At 67.9% G+C, this 18,421-nt stretch carries 24 protein-coding genes; 15 read left to right on the top strand and 9 right to left on the bottom strand.

All coding sequences use genetic code 11. From position 1 onward, the window contains the following. The first annotated feature begins 229 nt into the window (after positions 1-229). Positions 230-655 (top strand): STAS domain-containing protein, encoded by a 426-nt coding sequence (locus tag AC1DY7_RS25555; protein WP_477496539.1) that lies wholly within the window; start codon positions 230-232, stop codon positions 653-655. Here AC1DY7_RS25555 and AC1DY7_RS25550 read toward each other — a convergent pair. Continuing rightward, positions 652-1,341 (bottom strand): PAS and ANTAR domain-containing protein, encoded by a 690-nt coding sequence (locus AC1DY7_RS25550; protein WP_477496538.1) that lies wholly within the window; start codon positions 1,339-1,341, stop codon positions 652-654. The genes AC1DY7_RS25555 and AC1DY7_RS25550 overlap by 4 nt on opposite strands. Positions 1,342-1,735: 394 nt before the next feature. Here AC1DY7_RS25550 and AC1DY7_RS25545 point away from each other — a divergent pair, with 394 nt between their 5' ends. The 3 genes from AC1DY7_RS25545 (at position 1,736) to AC1DY7_RS25535 (ending at position 3,451) form a co-directional block, all read left to right on the top strand. Next, positions 1,736-2,437: a HemK2/MTQ2 family protein methyltransferase gene (locus AC1DY7_RS25545; protein WP_477496537.1), complete on the top strand. Its 702-nt coding sequence runs from the start codon at positions 1,736-1,738 to the stop codon at positions 2,435-2,437. Positions 2,438-2,531: 94 nt separating this feature from the next. Next, positions 2,532-2,915, top strand: coding sequence for an STAS domain-containing protein (locus AC1DY7_RS25540; protein ID WP_477496536.1), 384 nt, complete (start codon positions 2,532-2,534; stop codon positions 2,913-2,915). Positions 2,916-2,998: 83 nt separating this feature from the next. After that, on the top strand, positions 2,999-3,451 hold the full coding sequence (locus AC1DY7_RS25535; protein ID WP_477496535.1) for an ATP-binding protein: 453 nt from the start codon (positions 2,999-3,001) through the stop codon (positions 3,449-3,451). Here AC1DY7_RS25535 and AC1DY7_RS25530 read toward each other — a convergent pair. Genes AC1DY7_RS25530 through AC1DY7_RS25520 form a run of 3 tightly spaced genes read right to left on the bottom strand, consistent with a single transcriptional unit; the run spans position 3,387 to position 6,651 of the window. Then, positions 3,387-3,830 (bottom strand): response regulator, encoded by a 444-nt coding sequence (locus tag AC1DY7_RS25530; protein WP_477496534.1) that lies wholly within the window; start codon positions 3,828-3,830, stop codon positions 3,387-3,389. The genes AC1DY7_RS25535 and AC1DY7_RS25530 overlap by 65 nt on opposite strands. After that, positions 3,827-5,404, bottom strand: a complete 1,578-nt coding sequence (locus AC1DY7_RS25525; protein ID WP_477496533.1) for a sensor histidine kinase — start codon at positions 5,402-5,404, stop codon at positions 3,827-3,829. Before AC1DY7_RS25525 ends, AC1DY7_RS25530 begins: the two co-directional genes overlap by 4 nt. Then, positions 5,401-6,651 carry a PP2C family protein-serine/threonine phosphatase gene (locus AC1DY7_RS25520; RefSeq protein ID WP_477496532.1) on the bottom strand — a complete coding sequence of 417 codons (1,251 nt, stop codon included), beginning with the start codon at positions 6,649-6,651 and terminating at the stop codon, positions 5,401-5,403. The genes AC1DY7_RS25525 and AC1DY7_RS25520 overlap by 4 nt, the downstream gene beginning before the upstream one ends. Positions 6,652-6,850: 199 nt before the next feature. Between AC1DY7_RS25520 and AC1DY7_RS25515 the strand changes: the two genes are divergently transcribed. The 5 genes from AC1DY7_RS25515 (at position 6,851) to AC1DY7_RS25495 (ending at position 9,677) form a co-directional block, all read left to right on the top strand. Next, on the top strand, positions 6,851-7,270 hold the full coding sequence (locus AC1DY7_RS25515) for a phage holin family protein (RefSeq protein WP_477496531.1): 420 nt from the start codon (positions 6,851-6,853) through the stop codon (positions 7,268-7,270). Continuing rightward, positions 7,257-7,598, top strand: coding sequence for a DUF3618 domain-containing protein (locus AC1DY7_RS25510; protein WP_477496530.1), 342 nt, complete (start codon positions 7,257-7,259; stop codon positions 7,596-7,598). The genes AC1DY7_RS25515 and AC1DY7_RS25510 overlap by 14 nt, the downstream gene beginning before the upstream one ends. Next, positions 7,595-7,894: a DUF4235 domain-containing protein gene (locus tag AC1DY7_RS25505; protein ID WP_477496529.1), complete on the top strand. Its 300-nt coding sequence runs from the start codon at positions 7,595-7,597 to the stop codon at positions 7,892-7,894. Before AC1DY7_RS25510 ends, AC1DY7_RS25505 begins: the two co-directional genes overlap by 4 nt. 83 nt (positions 7,895-7,977) lie before the next feature. Next, a complete protein-coding gene (locus AC1DY7_RS25500) occupies positions 7,978-8,262 on the top strand; it encodes a DUF4193 family protein (RefSeq protein WP_477496528.1) in 285 nt (94 codons plus the stop codon). Positions 8,263-8,330: 68 nt separating this feature from the next. Then, positions 8,331-9,677: a hypothetical protein gene (locus tag AC1DY7_RS25495; RefSeq protein WP_477496527.1), complete on the top strand. Its 1,347-nt coding sequence runs from the start codon at positions 8,331-8,333 to the stop codon at positions 9,675-9,677. Here the strand turns inward: AC1DY7_RS25495 and AC1DY7_RS25490 are convergent. The 5 genes from AC1DY7_RS25490 to AC1DY7_RS25470 are packed head-to-tail and all read right to left on the bottom strand — an operon-like array spanning position 9,603 to position 13,114. Then, positions 9,603-10,070 carry a hypothetical protein gene (locus tag AC1DY7_RS25490; RefSeq protein WP_477496526.1) on the bottom strand — a complete coding sequence of 156 codons (468 nt, stop codon included), beginning with the start codon at positions 10,068-10,070 and terminating at the stop codon, positions 9,603-9,605. The two genes, AC1DY7_RS25495 and AC1DY7_RS25490, sit on opposite strands and share 75 nt — an antisense overlap. Next, the gene (locus AC1DY7_RS25485; protein ID WP_477496752.1) at positions 10,067-11,158 is read right to left on the bottom strand and encodes a molybdopterin-dependent oxidoreductase; all 1,092 of its coding nucleotides are present in this window, start codon (positions 11,156-11,158) and stop codon (positions 10,067-10,069) included. The genes AC1DY7_RS25490 and AC1DY7_RS25485 overlap by 4 nt, the downstream gene beginning before the upstream one ends. Before the next feature lie 5 nt (positions 11,159-11,163). Beyond that, positions 11,164-11,793 (bottom strand): class I SAM-dependent methyltransferase, encoded by a 630-nt coding sequence (locus AC1DY7_RS25480; RefSeq protein ID WP_477496525.1) that lies wholly within the window; start codon positions 11,791-11,793, stop codon positions 11,164-11,166. Further along, entirely contained in the window at positions 11,793-12,461 is a 669-nt protein-coding gene (locus AC1DY7_RS25475; RefSeq protein WP_477496524.1) for a TIGR04282 family arsenosugar biosynthesis glycosyltransferase, read from the bottom strand. Before AC1DY7_RS25475 ends, AC1DY7_RS25480 begins: the two co-directional genes overlap by 1 nt. Beyond that, positions 12,458-13,114, bottom strand: coding sequence for a glycosyltransferase family 2 protein (locus AC1DY7_RS25470; protein ID WP_477496523.1), 657 nt, complete (start codon positions 13,112-13,114; stop codon positions 12,458-12,460). The genes AC1DY7_RS25475 and AC1DY7_RS25470 overlap by 4 nt, the downstream gene beginning before the upstream one ends. A 102-nt stretch (positions 13,115-13,216) precedes the next feature. Between AC1DY7_RS25470 and AC1DY7_RS25465 the strand changes: the two genes are divergently transcribed. The 6 genes from AC1DY7_RS25465 (at position 13,217) to AC1DY7_RS25440 (ending at position 18,403) form a co-directional block, all read left to right on the top strand. Then, on the top strand, positions 13,217-13,912 hold the full coding sequence (locus AC1DY7_RS25465) for a response regulator transcription factor (protein WP_477496522.1): 696 nt from the start codon (positions 13,217-13,219) through the stop codon (positions 13,910-13,912). Between the two features lie 4 nt (positions 13,913-13,916). Next, positions 13,917-14,945, top strand: coding sequence for a sensor histidine kinase (locus AC1DY7_RS25460; RefSeq protein ID WP_477496521.1), 1,029 nt, complete (start codon positions 13,917-13,919; stop codon positions 14,943-14,945). A gap of 4 nt (positions 14,946-14,949) precedes the next feature. After that, the gene (locus AC1DY7_RS25455) at positions 14,950-15,990 is read left to right on the top strand and encodes an NAD-dependent epimerase/dehydratase family protein (RefSeq protein ID WP_477496520.1); all 1,041 of its coding nucleotides are present in this window, start codon (positions 14,950-14,952) and stop codon (positions 15,988-15,990) included. A gap of 71 nt (positions 15,991-16,061) precedes the next feature. Then, positions 16,062-16,766 carry an HAD family hydrolase gene (locus AC1DY7_RS25450; protein WP_477496519.1) on the top strand — a complete coding sequence of 235 codons (705 nt, stop codon included), beginning with the start codon at positions 16,062-16,064 and terminating at the stop codon, positions 16,764-16,766. A gap of 21 nt (positions 16,767-16,787) precedes the next feature. Continuing rightward, a complete protein-coding gene (locus tag AC1DY7_RS25445; protein ID WP_477496518.1) occupies positions 16,788-17,216 on the top strand; it encodes a hypothetical protein in 429 nt (142 codons plus the stop codon). Positions 17,217-17,311: 95 nt separating this feature from the next. Beyond that, complete coding sequence (locus tag AC1DY7_RS25440; protein WP_477496517.1) at positions 17,312-18,403, top strand: glycosyltransferase family 4 protein; 1,092 nt, start codon at positions 17,312-17,314, stop codon at positions 18,401-18,403. Positions 18,404-18,421 lie beyond the last annotated feature (18 nt).

Genomic DNA, 18,421 nt, shown 5'->3' with positions numbered 1-18,421 from the left:
CGACTGGTCCACCGTTGGTCTACCCGCGTGCGACGACGGACAAACCGGCAGATGGCACTTCGGCGCGCGACGGCGGCGATTGTGCGGTAGAGGAGCCCTACCGTAGGGTCGGGCCGGGTTGAGTTCACAGCCGCTGCGGGACGTCCACCTGACGGTCCGAACATCAGTACCGACGTCATCGAGACTGAGCCGCAGGTCGAATACGTGTATTCCGACTGATGGAGTCACCATGACAACGCTTTCGACTACGGGGCGAATACCCGCCCCGCAGAGCAATCTCGCGTCCTTTTCCACGTGCTGGCTGGAGACGTCGACCGCCGCGGTCACCGCGCACGGCGAACTCGACGCGTCCAACTCGCCCGCATTCACCGAATACATCTCGGCAGTACTGCCCTTCGCCGAGCGACTGATCGTCGACCTCAGCGCCGTCCGGTTCTTCGGCACCGAAGCCTTGTCGGCCGTGCATGCGGTGAACACCCGCGCCGCCGGTCACGGAGTCAATTGGGCCATGGTCCCGAGCGGCGAGGTGGACCGCGTCCTGCGCATCTGCGATCCCGACGCCGTGCTGCCGGCCCGCGCGAATGTGACCGCCGCGCTCGGCTGTACGCGACGCGGTGCGCGGGGATTCCCGCGGCTGGTCCCCGACCGGATTTAGCGCGGCCGCTGGGCGGTGCGCGCTCTGATCCGTTGATGCGCCGTCACGAGCAGTCGATCGAAGACATCCCTGGGCGGCAGCCGTTCACCGCCGCCGATCTGCGCGAAATCGGCCTTCAGTTGTTCCGCGAGCGCGCGTAGCTTCACGTTCGTCTCCTGCGACCGCCACCTGAGCACGTCGAACGCGACCTCCGGTTCGATCCGGTAGACCAGGCACAAGACGCCTTTCACCTGCTCGATCACCGCGCGGTTGTCGGCGATCTCTGCCACCGCATCGGAGATCAGCGCGTCGCGGGCCGGTGTGACGTCGATGTAGTAGCCCTGGGTGCCGACCACCGCGCCGGCGTCGTCACGCAATGGTTCGCCGATCACCACGACTTCACGGATGGTGTCCTGCACGGTGATGACGCGGTGACGGGTGCTGAACGGTTTGTGCGTGCGCCGGATGTCGTCCAGCGTCGCGGCGACCTCGTCGTAGTCGTCGGCGTGCTTGTGTTTGAGCACCAGCTCCGTGGTCGGCTCGGCCGTGCCCGGCACATAGCCGTGAATGGCCTCCACCTCCGGCGACCACTCCCAGCGCTCATCGGCGAAATAGAAGCGATACCAGCCCACCCGCTGGGGAATGCCGCCCGCCAGCGCCTGCTCCACCGGTGAGACGTCGGATCCGCCGTCCTGTGCCTCCACCACACGAGAAACCTAACCGATGGGGTAGCCCCGCAGGCGGAGGCGGCGGAAGCAGAGCGGCCCGATCAATCGGGTTTCGAGGATGCCCTGCACGGGGTACAGGGTGGCAGCCGCGCCGCGCCGGCGCCGGACCGCCAGCTGGAGGAGACGCTCGTGATCCCGTTTATCTGCCCCGCGTGTGGTCAGTTCGACATCGACTCGACTGACTGTGTCTCCTGCGTGCAGCCTATGACCGCGGATGCCGCCGTGGCCTGACCTCGATGTTCAGCAGACGCCGTCGTTCGGCCGGACGCTCGCGGTGCGGTGAATGCCGCGCGAGGGTTTAGCGAGACCGAGAACTGGGAACTATGAGCCGTCCGCTCACGCGGATCGCGTGTGTTCGCCCAGGAAGGATCCAATGACCGTCATTGCCGATGGCTTCGTCAAACCCGCCGCCACCGGTCGTTTTCTCGATGTGGGTCCGGACGTCTACGAACCGCAGCACGACTCCTATCTGCTCATCGAGGCCATGACGTCGGTCGCACCGCCGGAGGGCTTGACCGTCGCCGATCTGTGCACGGGTTCCGGGGTGGTCGCGCTGGCCGCCGCCGCTGGTGGCGCCGATGCGGTGAATGCCTTCGACCGTTCACCCGCCGCTGTCGAATGCGCACGCCTCAACGCCCTCGACGCAGACGCCGACATCGACGTGTTCGAGGGCGCCTGGACACTTGCCATCTCGACCGGCCCTTACGACCTCGTCGTCTGCAATCCGCCGTACGTGCCGGAACCTCCGACGGGCGGAGCCGACGCGACCGGCCTCGCGCTGGCGGTCAACGGTGGCCGTGATGGCCGGCAGGTGCTGGATCCGCTGTGCGCGGCGGCCCCCGCGCTGCTGCGCAGGCGCGGCACGTTGCTCATCGTGCAGTCCGAACTCGCCGACATCTCCCGGACCGTCAACACGCTGCAGGCCAATGGCCTACGCAGCTCGGTGGTCGCCCAGAAGCGGGTGCCGTTCGGACCGGTACTGCACAGCCGGGCCGCCTGGCTGGAAGAGACCGGGCTGCTCCCGGTCGGCAAGCGCATCGAGACGCTGGCCGTCATCGCCGCGGTCAAGCCGTGATCGACAGCGATCCGAGGGATCAGTCGCGCACGCCGTACTCCTCGTTAGACTCTGGCGACTACCGGAGTCAGGCACGAACACCTCGGAGGTGGCGATGACCAGCCAACCAGATCCATCCCCCGGCAATGCGGCGACGGCGACGTGCACCGTCGAAGAGAAGCGGGTCGGTGATGTGAGCGTGGTCTCGGTGACGGGCACGCTCGACATGCTCACCGCACCCCAGTTGGAGGCGGCCATCGCCGCGGCCGCGGCGACCTCGCCACAGGCGGTGGTGGTGGATCTGGGGGGCGTGGACTTCCTGGCATCCGCAGGAATGGGACTTCTGGTGGCCGCCCACGGCGACCTGACGCCGGCCGTGCGCTTCGCCGTGGTCGCCGACGGGCCGGCGACGAGCAGGCCGCTCAAGCTGGTCGGGATCGCCGATGTCGTCGATCTGTATGTCTCGCTTGACGAAGCTCTCAGTGCAGTGACGACATAAGACATAAACAGACGACGATCGGGTAGCCAGCAGTCGATATGACAGACCAAGCGCAGTCAGGTGCTCGCTTTACGCGAACCGGCGTGGCGGCGGCACCCGACCGTGCCGCCGTCGTCCGCCATGAGTTCTCGGAGTGGCTGCACGGTCAATTCGATCTGGATGCGACGAAAACCAGCGACATTCTGCTCGCGGTCAACGAGGCGTTGGCCAATGCCGCCGAATTCGCCTACGTCGACGCGCCGGCCGGGGAGATGCACATCGAGGCGGGCCACGACCAGCAACTCGGAACGCTGACAGTGACCATCTCCGATGACGGCGCGTGGCGCCCGAAGGATCCCTCGATCAGCAATCCCGCTCGCGGACGCGGCATCCCGCTGATGCATGCCCTCACCGACCGGGCCGTCATCGACCCCACTCCGGAGGGCACCCGGGTGAGCCTGCAGTGGGATCACATCGGCGCGGTCCCCGAGATCAGAACTGCGGCAGCCGGACCACCTGAACGAAGAACTCATCGATCTGCCGAACCGCATTCATGAACTGATCGAGATCCACGGGTTTGGTGACATACGCGTTGGCGTGCAGCTTGTAACTGCGCAGGATGTCCTCTTCCGCCGACGACGTCGTGAGCACGACGACGGGGATATGGCACAGATCCGCGTCCGACTTGACCTTCTCCAACAGCTGCCGCCCGTCGTACTTGGGCAGGTTCAGATCGAGCAGGATCAGGTCCGGCCGCGGGGCGTCCCCGTAGACACCCCTGCGATACAGGAAGTCCAGGCCTTCTTCGCCGTCCCGCGCGACGTGCAGCGTGTTCTTGATCTTGTTGTGCTCGAAGGCTTCCCGGGTGATCAGCTCATCCCCCGGGTCATCCTCGACCAACAGGATGTCGATCGCTCTGCTCTCGGGCAGGGTCATTCGCGGTTTCCTTCCGACACGAGTTCTGCGATGGGGTTGGGTTCGGTGGTGGGGGTGACGGGCAGCGTGAAGATGAAGCGGGTACCGGTCGTGTAGGTGGTGTCGATCCGGATCAGTCCGCCATGGTGTTCGACGATCTTCTTACAGAGCGCCAGTCCGATGCCGGTGCCGGTGTAGGAATCCCGGCTGTGCAACCGCTGGAAGATGACGAAGACCTTCTCGATGAACTCCTCGCCGATACCGATGCCGTTGTCCGACACCGTGAACACCCAGTTCCCGACGTCTTCGCCGCTGCCTTCCCGACAGTCGATTGCGATACGCGGCGTCACACCCTCCCGGTGGAACTTCACGGCGTTGCCGATGAGGTTCTGCCACAACATCGCCAGCAGCGTCGGGTCACCGTCCACGCGCGGCAGCGGATCGGATGGCCGGATGATGTCGGCTCCAGACTCCCCGATGGACGCCGCGAGATTCTTCAGCGCGGTATCCAGTGTCGCGTCGAGGTTCACCTCGGTGTGCGTGGCGTTGAGCCTGCCGACCCGGGAGAAGGTGAGCAGGTCGTTGATCAGCACCTGCATGCGCTTGGCGCCGTCGACGGCGAACGCGATGTACTCGGTGCCACGCTCATCGAGCTTGTACCCGTAGCGTTTTTCCAGCAGCTGACAGAAGGAGGCGACCTTGCGCAACGGCTCCTGCAGATCGTGGGAGGCCACATACGCGAACTGTTCCAGCTCGGCGTTGGAGCGCCGCAGTTCCTCGGCCTGTTCGTCGAGGGAATCGCGCGACTCCTGCGATGACGCGAGCTCGTCCACGATGCGCTGCCGCATGTCCTCGACGTCGGCCGCGATGGCCCGGATGTCGCTGGGCCCCTGCGGGACGATGCGCTCCCCGAAGCTGCCCTCGGTGATCCTGCGGCAGGACGCCGCCAGCTGCGTCAGCGGGCGGGTGACGGCGTTGCGCACGACGATCGCCAACAGGGCGCCCATCACGAAGAACGCCAGCACCATCGCGACCAGCACGCCGTCCCGCCAGTTGCGAACCCAGTCCAGCTCCTCGATGGCGAGGCTGCGCGCCTGGCCCAGTTGGGTGTTCTGGGCGTCGAAAAGTGTTCGCAGACTGTCGAATTCAGTCTTTCCGCGCTCGGCCGTGCCGGTGGCGACGACGGCGGGACGGCCCGGGACGACGGTCGCGATCAGCGGCTCCGCGTAACCCGCCCGCCACTGGGCCGCGGCCCCCTCGATCGCATCGAGAGACTTGAGCAGGTCATCACGACCTAGGAGAAGGTCCCGAATGTCTTGGGCCGCATTCGCTTCGTTGCGCTGGCCCTCCTGGTAGGGGTCCAGGAACTGCCGGTCCGCGGCGATCGCATAGCCACGGACGGAAGTCTCCTGGTCGCGCAGCGCGGCCTGCAGTTCGTAGGCGGCCACCCGGGCGGGCTGGATGTGGTCGATCAGGTCGGCCGAGACCTGATCGGTCCTGCTCATCAGGACAGCACCGCCGACGGCGCCCGACAGCACCACCACGCCCATCACCGACAGCACCAGATTCTGCCAGCCCTGCACGGTGAGCCTCATCGGGTGGACTCCCGGCGAGCGGAGTGACCGGAGTTGTCCCGCTCCACCCGGATGACGGCAATATCGTCGGTGAGGCCACCGTGGGGCCTGGCCCGCGCGTCGGCCTGACTGATCAGCGCATGGACGAAGTCCGGCCCCGGCAGGGCGGCCACCGAGCGTGCGAGTTCCAGCAGCCCATCCTCACCGAGGCGTTCCTCACCGCTTCCCGCGTGCCCTTCGAACAGACCGTCGGTGAGCAGGAGCAGTCCGTGCCCCTCCTCCAGTTGCAGCTCGTTGACCGGCCATTCCCTGGCACCGAGCCCCAACGCCGGCCCGGCGGGCGGTTCCAGCCAGTCCACGGTGCCCTCGCCGTGCAGCAGCAGGCCCGGATGGCCGGCCCGCACTGCCGTGAATCTGCCGGTGTCGGGTTCCAGCGCCACGCTGAGCAGCGTGGCGAACGTGCCGCGGCCGGGCCGCTCGGTCGTCAGGATGCGGTCCAGCTGACGCATGCGGTCATTCCCGCGCAGCCCTGCGAAGGTCAGCGCCCGCCAGCCGATGCGCAATGCCACCCCGAGGGCGGCCTCGTCGGGACCGTGCCCGGCGACGTCACCGATCATGACGTGCACGGTACGGTCCGCGGTCTGCACGACGTCGTAGAAATCCCCGCCGAGCAGCGCTTCCCGCCGGCTCGGCAGCGATTGGGTGACGATGTTGACCCCCGGCTCCTCGTGCAGCAGCGGGGACGGCAGCAACCCACGCTCGAGTCGCTTGTTCTCCTGGGCGCGCAGCCGGCTGGCGTGCAGGTCCACCGCTGTGAGCTCGGCCCGCTTGCGTTCGATCGCGTAGAGGACGGCACGGCGCAGCATCTCCGGGTCGACGCGACCCTTGACCAGGTAGTCCTGTGCGCCCGAGGCCACCGCCGAGACCCCGAAATGCTCGTCGTTGAGCCCGGTGAGAACGATGATCGGAATCGTCGAATCGAGCTTGCCCACGCGTTGCAGGGCGTCGATCCCGTCGGCGTCGGGCAGGTTGAGGTCCAACAGGACACAGTCCGGCCGGGCTGCGGCCAGCTTGTTCTCGGCGTCGGCGATGGACTGCGACCAGACGAAGTCGATCTCGATGGCGGCGTCCGAGATCAGCTCTTCCACCAGCAAGGCGTCGCCGCGGTCGTCTTCGACCAGCAGCAGCGACAGTCGCTGAGCGTCGGGTAGGCCGGTGTCACCGGCCACAGGGACCGGCATCAGCCGTGGGTCCGGTGGCGCGCGCATGGATGATCACGTCCTTCACGTAAGTACGTATGAAGGTCACCCTTGGTCGCGCTGACCACTGCTTCAGTGACAGAGCCGACAATACCCAGTCGCCCGGCCGAAGTTGCAATTGACGGTCGCGACAGTCGCGTCCCGCATGTTTAGCCCCCGATGGGGCCGGGCACTGCCCTGAGTACGTGAGCGAAGGGAGTAGTCCGCGATGGCCGAGGTGAGCGTGGCGCCCAAACCAGCCGGCGAGGCGTCGGTGACCGAGCTGATGACACAGCTGTCGACCCAGACCACACGTCTGGTGCGCGACGAGTTGTTGTTGGCACAGAAGGAATTTCAGGCTTCGGCCAAGCGCGCCGGAATCGGCGCAGGCCTGTTCAGCACCGCAGGACTGCTCGCATTCGTCGGCCTTCTGGCGTTGGCCGCCGCCGCTGCCGCGGGACTGGCGCTGGTGGTGCCGGTGTGGGCGGCCTGCCTGATCGTCGCGGCTGCACTGCTGGTGGCAGCCGGGATTGCGGGCGCGGTCGGCACCAAGGAGGTCAAGCAGGTGGCCCCGCCGGCGCAGCAGGCGGTCAACAGCGTGAAGACGGACATCGAGCAGTTGAAGGAGGCCCGGCATGACCGAACCTGAGCAGCCTCGACCGGCGTTGAGTTCCGACGCCAGCCTCAACGAGATCGAAAAGGACATCGAACGCACCCGGGACGAACTGGGTGAGACGGTGAACGCGCTGTCGCACAAACTCGACGTCAAGGGCCGCGTCCACGACAAGGCCGCCGAGACGAAGGACCACGTCGTCGACCGTGCGCGGGACACCAAGGCCGCGGCCGTCCACAAAGCATCGGACGCGGTGGCGGCGGTCACCGACGGGCGGCGCACCGTCCGTCCGATCATCCCGTTGGCGGCGGCGCTGGCAGCGGTGCTGGGCATCGTGATCTGGCGGCGCAGGAGGCGAGCATGACCGTGTCGACCAACCGGCCCAGCGTGGCCGCGCGGGTCCTGTACCGGCCGGTGGGCCTGGCCAGTTCCGTCGCGGGCGGCGTCGTCGCCGGGGCGATCTTCAAACAGGTCTGGAAACGCGCCGCGCCCGGCAGGCATCCCGACCCACCCAGTGCGTTGGAGACCGACTACCCGCTGCGCCAGATCCTGCTGGCCGCGGCATTGCAGGGCGTCATCTTCTCGGTGGTGAAGACGCTCATCGATCGCCAGGGCGCACGCATCTTCGAGAGGGCCACCGGCGAATGGCCCGGCAGCTGATAGCAAGTTTCAGAGTCGCCCCGGCGGGGCATCATCACCGCACCATCTGAGGTCAGTGATTGTGTATCGAGAGGCCACCACCTGTGACGACTGATTACGACACCCCGCGCCGCACCGAGACCAGTGACAGCGCGGACGAATCCGTCCAGCTGCTGATGGTCCGCGACGACGCCGCAACCGACCTGCTCGACGCAGAGGACATGGACGCCGTCTACGAACTTCCGGGGGCCGATCTGTCCGGGGAAGAACTGGCCGTCAAGGTCCTGCCCCAGCAGGTCGACGAATTCGTCTGCACCAGTTGCTTCCTGGTGCATCACCGGCACAACATGGCCAACGAGGACGCCCGGGTGTGCTTCGACTGCTCGTGATCAGCGCCCGGGAAAGTGTCACCGAATAGTCAGCAAACCCGGCGCCGCCCTCCCCTAACGTGGTCAGGGTGACGGGACGAACCAGGGAATGGGTGGCTGCAGGCGCCGGACTGGTGCTCGTCATCGCCGCCTTCGTGGTGCCCCGCCTGCATCTCGGCAATGTGACGCCGTTGATCAACAGCACGCCCCAGCAGATCAGGGACTTCGCCCAGGCTGCCCCCATCTTCGGATGGTGGAATGCCCACGTCGGCTGGGGGTCCGGGCCCGCCGTGCTGCTCGGATCCGCGGTGGTGCTGTGGGGGCCTTCGGTGTTCAGCCGGATTCCCCGGCGCGCGCTGCCCTGGACCGTATGGGCGACCTCCTTCGTGTGGGCCTTCGCCCTGGCCATGATCGACGGCTGGCAGTGTGGATTCGCCGAGCGCCTCACCGCCCGCCACGAATACCTGCGCCAGGTACCCACCATCACCGACATTCCCGAGGCGCTGCGCGACTTCTCGTCGAGAATCCTTGATTTTCAGCCGAACTCATGGATGACCCATGTTTCCGGGCACCCCCCGGGGGCGCTGTTGACCTTCGTCTGGCTGGATCGCATCGGCCTGAGCGGCGGCGCGTGGGCGGGTCTGTGGTGTCTGCTCATCGGCTCCAGCGCGGCGGCCGCCATCGTGGTCACCGTCCGCGTCCTGTCCGGGGACGAACTCGCCCGGACCGCCGCACCGTTCGTCGCGGTGGCGCCCACCGCGATCTGGATCGCCGTCTCGGCCGACGGGTACTACGCGGGCGTCGCGGCCTGGGGTGTCGCGTTGCTCGCCATGGCCACCCGCAATCGCCGGCCGATCGTCACCGGCGCGGCCGCGGGTCTGGTGTTGGGCTGGGGCATATTCCTCAACTATGGCCTGGTTCTGATGGCGTTGCCTGCGGTGGCGGTGTTGCTCACCACCGATCGACGCACCGCGACGAAGGTGCTGTCGGCGGCCGTCGCGGCCGCCCTGGCCGTCGTCGCGGCGTTCGCGCTGGCCGGATTCTGGTGGTTCGACGGCTATACCCTGGTCCAGCAACGCTATTGGCAGGGCATCGCGGTGAATCGGCCGTTTCAGTACTGGGTGTGGGCGAACCTGGCGTCGGTGGTGTGCGCGGTCGGGCTCGGCACGGTCGCCGGGATGGGCCGGGTGTTCGATCTGGCCGCGCTGCGGCAGCGGTCCGGCCTACACCTGGTCGTGTTGGCCGCGCTGGTGGCGATCCTGTGTGCCGACCTGAGCATGCTGAGCAAGGCCGAAACCGAACGGATCTGGCTGCCGTTCACCGTGTGGCTGGCCGCGGCGGGCGCGCTGCTGCCTGCGTCGTCACGCCGGTGGTGGCTCGCCCTCAACGTGCTCGGTGCGCTCGCGCTCAACCACCTGATCCTGACGAACTGGTAGCCACCTGGCCGTCAGCAGGTAGATTGGCACGGCCGCCCACACCAGTGTCAGCGAAAGCCACAGTCCGAGATGGTAATCGCGATCGAGCACGGTGTTGTTGTCAGGACGCAGCCCCGGCTTGTCGAAAACCGGGATGGCCAGCACGAGCAGCACCACCGTGCACAGCCCCGCGACCGCGACGGGCGGCCACCAGCTTGCGGGCAGAAGCCTGCGGCCACCCCAACCGACGGCCACGCACAGGGGCGCGAACACGGCGTCGTGAACCACCACCGCAACCAGCGCCCACATCGCGATGCGCAGTAACACCGCCGGCGCGTTGTCCCACAACAGCGTCATCCCCCAGCCGGCGAGTACGACGCCGACGCCGAGCAGGACGACGCGCACCGCTCTCATCGGGCCACCTCGATGCGGGTGAGCCACTTGGTCTGCAACACACCCGGGCGGGAGGGCGCGATCAACCGGCACGGATATCCATGGTCGGCGTTCAGCGTCTCGCCGTTGAGCCGCAACGCGATCAACGTCATCCGGTCCTGGGCGAAGGTGGCGGGCAGCACCGTACGGGAGTAGGGGCCGGGCGGTTCCAGGGAGATCATCCGGATGTCGCGGTCCGGCGCTCCCCCCACCGCCGCCAGCAGGTCGGCCAGCACCACGCCGGTCCATTCCGCGTCGGCACTCCAGCCCTCCACACAGGCGATCGGCAGCCGGTGTGTCACCTGGGTCAGGCCGTTGAGTTCCGCGACACTGAACGTCCGAACCGTGTCGCCGTCGGCCACCGTCAACCGGTAGTCCGGCGCATACGCCCGGCGCAGCACACCCGCCGCCACGGCGCTGCGATTGATCGGAAGACCTTGTGGCCCTGTGCCGGACCGGGGGGCCAGCACGGAGACGCGGCGCAGCAGCGGCACCGTCTGCCCGGCCGTGGCCAGTGCCGCCACGCCGACCGCCAGCCACGTGCCGCGCAGCACGGTACGACGCGTCGGACCGACCGACCCGCCCGCGGTCACCGGATCGATCGGTTCCCCCAGCGCGCGCCGGATCACCGGGAGCTTGACCGCCAGATGTACCAGCACCGCGCCCGCCGCCACGTAGGCCATCGCATAGTGGGTCGTCGTGAAGAAGAAGCCGAACACGTACCACTGGGCGGTGTTGAGCAGACCCGTCGACAGTTCGAAGAGGATCGAACCCACCAGCACCAGGATCGACAGCCGTTCCAACTGCCGCACGACACCGCCGATGAGGGGGCGTTCGAAGAGCTTGGGCCACACCGACCACAGCTTGACGATGACCAGCGGTATCGCCGCGATTCCGCTGATGACGTGGGCGCCCTGCGTGGCGCGGTAGAGCCACACCGGACTCGTCGGCCAGAAGAACCACGGCTGCGGATGCTGCAGGAAGTGGCTGATCAGGCCGGTGAGGAAACAGACGGTGATGGCGATCCCGAGCGCGATGCCGACCCGCGCGGTGACGGCGGTGCCACGCAGGCCGTTCACCGCAGCGACAAACTTGCCAGCACGCGGTCACCGATCGGGTGCACGGCGGACACCGCCAAACCGACCGCCTCGGCCACCCGCTCGATGCTATCGAATCCCACTGTGGCCCAACGGAACCACGGGCCGATCGTATCGGGTGATTCGAGCCGCACCCACTGGGTTCGGACCCCGCCGGGTGCTGAATCGAACTCGGTCAGGCACACCCCGCCGCGGCACAGCAATTCCGCGGACCGGCGCAGGATGCGCAACGGGTCGCCGCCCAGGCCGATATTGCCGTCGGCCAACAGGACGGTCTGCCAGCGGCCCGCGCCGGGCAGCGGACCGAACACGTCGCGGCGCAACGCGGGTGCCCCACTGCGCCTGGCGAGTTCGACCGCGGTGGCCGACAGGTCCACCCCGAGCGCAGGCACTCCCCGGCGGATCAGATCGATGACCAGACGTCCCGGCCCGCAGCCCAGGTCGATGGTGGGCCCGCTGCACCGATCGAGGACCGCGCGATCGAACCGCTGATCCGCGCGATGCCCGCCGAGCCAATTGTGCACCGGTAGCACGTGCACGCTGCCGTCGGTGTGACGGATCCAGCAGCGCTCGCCGTCCAGCGCCCGCTCGTAGAGTTGCCCGAACATCACACCTCCAAAGCCAGTGCCGCGCTGCGAAACCGGCTGTCGGGCGCACATTCTCGGCATACCCGGTCCACGTCCTCGACGGTGTCGACATCGGCCAGGGTGGGAAGCAGTTGCACGTCCACCCCGACGTCGCGCAACGCCCGCAGGGTTTCGGCGCCGGTGTCGGCCCGCGACATCGGCACGGAGCGTAGGCAATCGGCCACCGACACGTCCTGCAGGCCGAGTGCCCACCAACCACCGTCGGCTGCCGGACCCAGTACCGCCTGCGTGCCCAGCAGCGCGTCGGCACATTCCGCCAAGAGCTGCGCACTCACCTGTGGGGTGTCCATCCCGATCTGCAGTACCGGGTAGCCGAGGGCGCCCGCGTCGTGGTGTGCGTGGGCGAGCCGTTCGGCGAAACCGTCACCGCGCTGCGCGATGACCGTGAAGTCGGCCAGCCTGCTGCGGAGTTCTGCGGCGCCACTCGCGCGTTCCAGGTCCCCGGTGAGCGCGACGGTACGTGCCACCACCGGTGTGCCGGCCACCGCATCCAGGGTGTCCGCAAGTGACGCGGCAGCAAATTCTGCGGCTCGCTCGTTGCCGATGGCGGCCGCCAATCTGGTCTTGGCGTATCCGGGGACCGGCGCCTTGGCGACCACCAGGACGTTGACCGGACAGCACCCGCTCATCGGATGGCCCGCCAGAAATCGACGGCTGCCACGACACTTCCGCGCAGGGAGCCACTTACCTTGGACTCTCCCCCGGTGCGGGATCGATAGGTGACATCGCGTTCGACCACTTGCCACCCTTCCTGCGCCGCGCGGACCAACAGTTCCAGCGGATACCCAGAACGCCGGTCGCTTACCTCTAATGCCAGCAAAGCGTCCCGACGGAAGACCCGAATGGGTGCGATGTCGTGCACCTGCAGGCCGTGACGGGTCCGCAGCCGCCAGCACACCGCGGCGGTGCCCAGCCGCGCATGCCAGGGCCACGCCACGCCCGGTGTGCTTCGCCGGCGCCCCACCACGAGGTCGGCGCCGCGCTCCAGTTCGGCCACCAGAGCGGGTAGGGCCGCCGGGTCGAGCGAGCCGTCGGCGTCGAGCACCGCCACAATCGGGCCCGCCGCGGCCTGCACGCCGGCGTGTACGGCCGACCCGTATCCGGGCCGGGACTCGTGGACCACTTCGGCACCGTGCGCGCGGGCGACATCGGCAGTGCCGTCGGTGCTGTTGTTGTCCACCACCAGCGGCCGATAGTCACTCGGGACGGCGGCCAGCACACCGGGAAGTGATGCCGCCTCGTTGAGACACGGCAGCACGACGGTGACTCTCGGGGGCGGCATAACCCGAACCTATTCCCGCCCCGGCCGTTGCGTAACCCCGCAATGATGACGAGTCCGTGACATCGCTGCAGGTCGCGCATCCAAAACGCTAGTGTCGGTGAGGTGACGCGCGTTTTGATAGCCGACGACGACCCCGTCGTGCTCGATGTCGTGCGCCGCTACCTGGAGCGCGACGGCCACGAGGTGTCCGTGGCCCGCGACGGCGTGGAGGCGTGGGAGGTGCTGAGAGCCGAGCAGGTCGATCTGGCGGTTCTGGACCTGATGATGCCCGGCCCCGACGGACTGACCCTGTGCCGCAGCATGCGTCGAGGTGGCGACTACGGCGTACCCGTGATCATGCTGACCGCCCTCGGTGAAGAGGATGACCGCATTGCCGGGCTGGAGGCCGGCGCCGACGACTACCTCACCAAACCTTTCAGTCCGCGCGAACTCGCGCTGCGCGTCCGCTCTGTGCTGCGCCGCGCACCGGCACCACCCTCGTCGGTGCCCGCCGAACTCGGTGCGGGCGAGTTGTACGTGAACACGACGGCCCGGGCGGCGTCCGTCGGGGGCGTACCCGTCAGCCTGACCGCCCGGGAATTCGATCTGATGGTCTTCTTCATGTCGCATCCGGACACCGTGTACTCCCGTGAGCAGTTGTTGAGACTGGTGTGGCAGTGGGATTTCGGCGATCTGTCCACGGTGACGGTGCACATCAAGCGGTTACGCGCCAAGCTCGGCGAGCACCATCGCGTGCAGACCGTCTGGGGCCGGGGATACGTGTGGGGCACCGACGGCCATGACGACCGGGAGTGTTGATCGCGTGCCGACGGCGGACTTGTGGGAGATCGCGGGCTGGGCACTTGCCTGCTCGGTGCCGGTGGTGATCGCCGGCGCCCTCACCATCAGACTCGCCCGCTCGTGGTCGCTGGCGGTCAGTATGGTTGCCCTCGTACTCATTCCGACCCTGGCCACCTTCACGGGGGTGCTCGGGGCCAGTGGATTCATGATCACCGAGACGTTCGAACGCATCGCCGTCGTACTGGTCATCGTCTCGGTGGTGACCATTCCGGCCGCCGTCCTGCTGGCCCGATACCAGGCTCGGCGCACCGTGTGGGAGCAGGAGATCCGCGCGTCCGAACGCGCCGCCGAGCAGTCCCGCCGCCGGCTGGTGGCCTTCGTCAGCCACGACCTGCGCACCCCGCTGGCCGGCATCCGCGCGGTCGCCGAGGCCATCTCCGACGGGCTGGTCGACGGGGCCGAGACGCGTCAGCACGCGAAACATATTGAACAGGAATCGATTCGGTTGTCCGAAATGGTGGATGATCTGTTCGAGATGTCCAAGATCAACGCCGGGGCGGTGCAGCCGGCCCACGACACCGTCGCGCTCGACGAGGTGGTCGACGATGTGGTGGCCACCCACCGGATCGCCGCCGAACGCGCGGGCGTGCTATTGCGGGCCAGCTTGCCGGCCCAGCCCGTGCGGGTGGTCGGCAGCGATCGTGCGCTGGTGCGGGTGCTGTCCAACCTGGTCGCCAACGCGATCGCCCACACACCCGAAGGGGGCCGGGTGGAACTCACCCTCGGTCACGACGAGCACGGTGCGTGGGCACGTGTCGACGACACCGGCGTCGGTATCGACGAGAGCGATCTGGCCCGCGTCTTCGACATCGCCTATCGCGGGTCTAACGGCCGTGTCCCACGGTCGGATTCGTCACTCCCCAGCGGTTCCGGTCTCGGGCTGGCGATCGCCGCCGGCCTGGTACAGGCGCACCGCGGGACGTTGTCGGCCCACAACCTGGACACCGGGGCGCGGTTCGAAGTGCGCCTGCCACTCGCGGAGGACGATTGAGCTCATGAGAGTGCTACTCACCGGTGCAGCCGGCTTCATCGGCGGCCGGATCGCCACCGCCCTGACCGCCGCCGGGCACGAGGTGGTCGCTGTCGACGCGATGCTGGCGCAGGCGCACGGACCGGATTCCACACCCCCGCAGGGCTGCACGCGGCTGGACGTGCGCGACGCGGCCGGTCTTGCCGAACATCTCCGCGGCGTCGATGTCGTCTGCCATCAGGCCGCGGTGGTGGGTGCCGGGGTCGACGCCGCCGACGCGCCGTCCTACGGCAGTCACAACGACTACGCCACCACGGTGCTGCTCGCGGAGATGTTCGCGGCGGGGTGCCGCAAGCTGGTGTTGGCGTCCTCGATGGTGGTCTACGGACAGGGCCGATACGACTGTCCCGAGCACGGCCCGGTCGACCCCCTGCCGCGCTCCAGGTCCGACCTGAACGCCGGCGTGTTCGAACACCGATGCCCGGTCGGCGGCGAGCCGCTGCAGTGGCGACTGGTGGACGAGGATCAGCCGCTGCGTCCCCGAAGCCTCTACGCGGCAAGTAAAGCGGCGCAGGAACATTACGCACTGGCCTGGGCCGAGGCCACCGGAGGCTCGGTCGTCGCGTTGCGCTATCACAACGTCTACGGACCGGGGATGCCGCGCGACACACCGTATTCGGGCGTCGCCGCCATCTTCCGCTCAGCCCTGGAGGCGGGCGTGCTGCCCGACGTCTACGAGGACGGCGGGCAGATGCGGGATTTCGTGCACGTCGATGATGTCGCCGCGGCGAATGCCGCGGCCGTCGGCTCGGACCTCGGCTCCTTCGAAGCCTTCAATGTCTGCTCGGGCCGGCCCGTCGCCATCCGCGAGGTCGCCGACTGGTTGTGTGAGGCGCGCGGGCAGAGCAAGCCCGCGGTGACGGGCCGCTATCGCAGCGGCGACGTCCGCCACATCGTGGCCGACCCCCAACGGGCCCGTGCCCGATTGGGTTTCGGTGCCGCCATCTCGCCCGCCGAGGGGCTTGCCGCCTTTGCCTTCGCCCCCCTGCGCGCCGCCGTGTCGTGACCTCAGTTTGTCGCCGTAGCCCTTCGGGTACCTGAACCGAAGACCATTCGGCGCGAGATGAGGAGCAAGTGATGCGGCCCGCTTCTTCGGATGTACCTGCTGTGCTCTTCGATGTCGACGGCACCCTGGTGGACTCCAATTACGTTCACGTTCAGGCGTGGGTACGCGCCTTCGAGGTGGAAGACCAACCCGTTGCCGCCTGGCGGGTGCATCGCAGCATCGGGATGGACGGCGACATGTTGATCCGGACATTGGCGCGCGGTGCGGACGAGGCGGTCCAGGACCGGTTGAAGGACCACCACAGCCAGTTCTACCGGGAGATGGCCGCGCAGTTGACCGTGTTGCCGGGAGCGCGCGACCTGCTGCACCGGGTGTCCGACCTGGGTATGCATGTCGTGCTGGCCACGTCGGCGCCCGAAGACGAACTGATGCTGCTGCGGCGCGTGCTCGACTGCGAAGACGTCATCTCGCTGGTGACGTCCTCCCGCGACGTCGAGATGGCCAAGCCCGATCCGGGCATCGTGAATGTGGCGTTGGAACGGGCCGGCGTCGACGCCTCCTGTGCGGTGTTCGTCGGTGATTCGACATGGGACGCCCTGGCCGCCCGGCGCGCCGGTGTCGTCACCATCGGGCTGCGCAGCGGCGGAGTGGGGACCTGCGAACTGGACTGCGCCGGTGCATCCGTGATCTACGACGACCCTCGGGACCTGCTCGACCATCTCGACGAGAGCCCGATCGCGGCGCTGGCGGACCGTGTCGTGGGTGCACGGGTCTGACCACGCGCTAGCCTTCACGTCATGGCGGCCTTCGCGCTCAGACGTACAGCGTTGATCGTCGGTACAGCGGGCGTGCTCCTTGCGATCGTCCTGGGTGCCTACACCGTCTTGTCCCGGCATCCCGACTGCGCTGACCTGTACCTGTGCCGCCGCGTGGTCGATCGCACGGTGTTGCTCGGATACACGGCGATGGCCGCCGCAGCGTGGGCCGGTGTCATCGCTGTAGTAGCGACACGCATCGGCCGGCACGGGGCGACGGTGCTGCGAGTCGTGCTCATCGTCGGCGCCTGCATCCTGGCGGCGGCATATTGGAAGACCCAATTCGGCTCGCTTCGTGCGGATCTCGCTCACCACATGGCCCTCACTCCCGCCGTGTGGACGGCCAGTACGGCGCTGTGGTCTGCTGTTGGTGGATTCCTCGGGCTGGCGCTCGGCGCACAACCCAGGTAGCCCGGCGCACGGGGCTGTCCGCGATGTTTGCCCACCACCGTTGCGGGGTAAGCCCTAACCGATGATCGCGTGCGCGCGACGAGGAGGTGGTCGCGGTGAAGATCGCCATCACCCTCGGGACGGACAGCGAGCGAGTAGGCGCGGAGCACAGCCGGTCGCTGCCGACCCTGCTAACTGCGGCGGGTCACGATGTCGTCGTCTACCTGCTCGGGGGTGCGCCGCTACCCGGATCCCGCACCGCGTCGAAGCACGTCGTGGCCATAGCCGGAACCGACGGCGAACTCGTCGACGGGCTGGAATGCGCGTGGCGGCTCGACCCGCCCGATGTGGTGCACGCCCATACCTGGCCGATCGGACTGTTCGCACAGTTGGCCGCGGTCCGTTGCGGACTGCCGACGGTGCAGACGTTCCACGGCACGTCGCCGACGGGCGCCCAGGCAGGTTTGGCGGCGCAGGTCCTCCGAATGGCCACCTGGGTGACGGTCGACTCCAATCAGGAGCTGGAAACCGTTGCCCGGCTGCGCCATTCGCGAGGACGCATATCGGTGGTCACCGACGGAATCGATGTGGACCTGGTGTCGCCGACGCCGCCCGCCGCGGCGGGGACGGAGCCGCTGATCGTCGGCCTTCCCGGCACCGACGACCGGGATCCCGGATTCGGTGTCGTGGTGCACGCCCTCGCCAGGATTGCGGGCACACCGCACTTCCTGGGCCTCGCCCGCCCGGCACAGCTCGAGCAACTGCGGGTTTGCGAACGGCTCGCGGCCGCCCTCGGTCTGCAGGATCGCGTCCGGCTCGAGGTGGTCGACACCGCCGCGGACGTGGGGCGGCACCTGGCCCTTGCCGATATCGCCACCTGCACAGCGGTTTCCGCCACCGACCACTCATCCGTCCTGCAGGCCATGGCGGCGGGCATTCCGTTGGTCGCCAACGATATCGGCGTCCACAGCGACACCGTCATCGACGACGTCACCGGCTTCCTCGTTCCGTCCGGGCAGCCGGGCCCGTTGGCGAAGGCCCTCAAATCGTTGATCGCACAGCCTTTCCTGCGCCAGAGTATGGGTGCTGCCGGCCGGGCGCGGGCTCGCGGTCGGTACAGCTGGAAACGCATCGCTCAGGAATACGAGTGGGTCTACGAGCGGACCTTGACCGCCGCGATGAGTCTGGCGAAACCGGCTCTGCGTTAAGCCTTTCCGCTCCACGAT

The organism is Mycobacterium sp. P2_H7, from assembly GCF_056403275.1.
Note: the sequence above shows the minus strand (reverse complement) of the source record. Positions and strands in the feature narration are given on the sequence as shown.

Excerpts from the sequence above, each read along its gene's own strand:
- AC1DY7_RS25555 (WP_477496539.1), top strand. The coding sequence starts at position 230 with ATGACAACGCTTTCGACTACGGGGCGAATACCCGCCCCGCAGAGCAAT.
- AC1DY7_RS25545 (WP_477496537.1), top strand. The coding sequence starts at position 1,736 with ATGACCGTCATTGCCGATGGCTTCGTCAAACCCGCCGCCACCGGTCGT.
- AC1DY7_RS25540 (WP_477496536.1), top strand. The coding sequence starts at position 2,532 with ATGACCAGCCAACCAGATCCATCCCCCGGCAATGCGGCGACGGCGACG.
- AC1DY7_RS25530 (WP_477496534.1), bottom strand. The coding sequence starts at position 3,830 with ATGACCCTGCCCGAGAGCAGAGCGATCGACATCCTGTTGGTCGAGGAT.
- AC1DY7_RS25525 (WP_477496533.1), bottom strand. The coding sequence starts at position 5,404 with ATGAGGCTCACCGTGCAGGGCTGGCAGAATCTGGTGCTGTCGGTGATG.
- AC1DY7_RS25520 (WP_477496532.1), bottom strand. The coding sequence starts at position 6,651 with ATGCGCGCGCCACCGGACCCACGGCTGATGCCGGTCCCTGTGGCCGGT.
- AC1DY7_RS25515 (WP_477496531.1), top strand. The coding sequence starts at position 6,851 with ATGGCCGAGGTGAGCGTGGCGCCCAAACCAGCCGGCGAGGCGTCGGTG.
- AC1DY7_RS25510 (WP_477496530.1), top strand. The coding sequence starts at position 7,257 with ATGACCGAACCTGAGCAGCCTCGACCGGCGTTGAGTTCCGACGCCAGC.
- AC1DY7_RS25505 (WP_477496529.1), top strand. The coding sequence starts at position 7,595 with ATGACCGTGTCGACCAACCGGCCCAGCGTGGCCGCGCGGGTCCTGTAC.
- AC1DY7_RS25490 (WP_477496526.1), bottom strand. The coding sequence starts at position 10,070 with ATGAGAGCGGTGCGCGTCGTCCTGCTCGGCGTCGGCGTCGTACTCGCC.
- AC1DY7_RS25480 (WP_477496525.1), bottom strand. The coding sequence starts at position 11,793 with ATGTTCGGGCAACTCTACGAGCGGGCGCTGGACGGCGAGCGCTGCTGG.
- AC1DY7_RS25475 (WP_477496524.1), bottom strand. The coding sequence starts at position 12,461 with ATGAGCGGGTGCTGTCCGGTCAACGTCCTGGTGGTCGCCAAGGCGCCG.
- AC1DY7_RS25470 (WP_477496523.1), bottom strand. The coding sequence starts at position 13,114 with ATGCCGCCCCCGAGAGTCACCGTCGTGCTGCCGTGTCTCAACGAGGCG.
- AC1DY7_RS25455 (WP_477496520.1), top strand. The coding sequence starts at position 14,950 with ATGAGAGTGCTACTCACCGGTGCAGCCGGCTTCATCGGCGGCCGGATC.
- AC1DY7_RS25450 (WP_477496519.1), top strand. The coding sequence starts at position 16,062 with ATGCGGCCCGCTTCTTCGGATGTACCTGCTGTGCTCTTCGATGTCGAC.
- AC1DY7_RS25445 (WP_477496518.1), top strand. The coding sequence starts at position 16,788 with ATGGCGGCCTTCGCGCTCAGACGTACAGCGTTGATCGTCGGTACAGCG.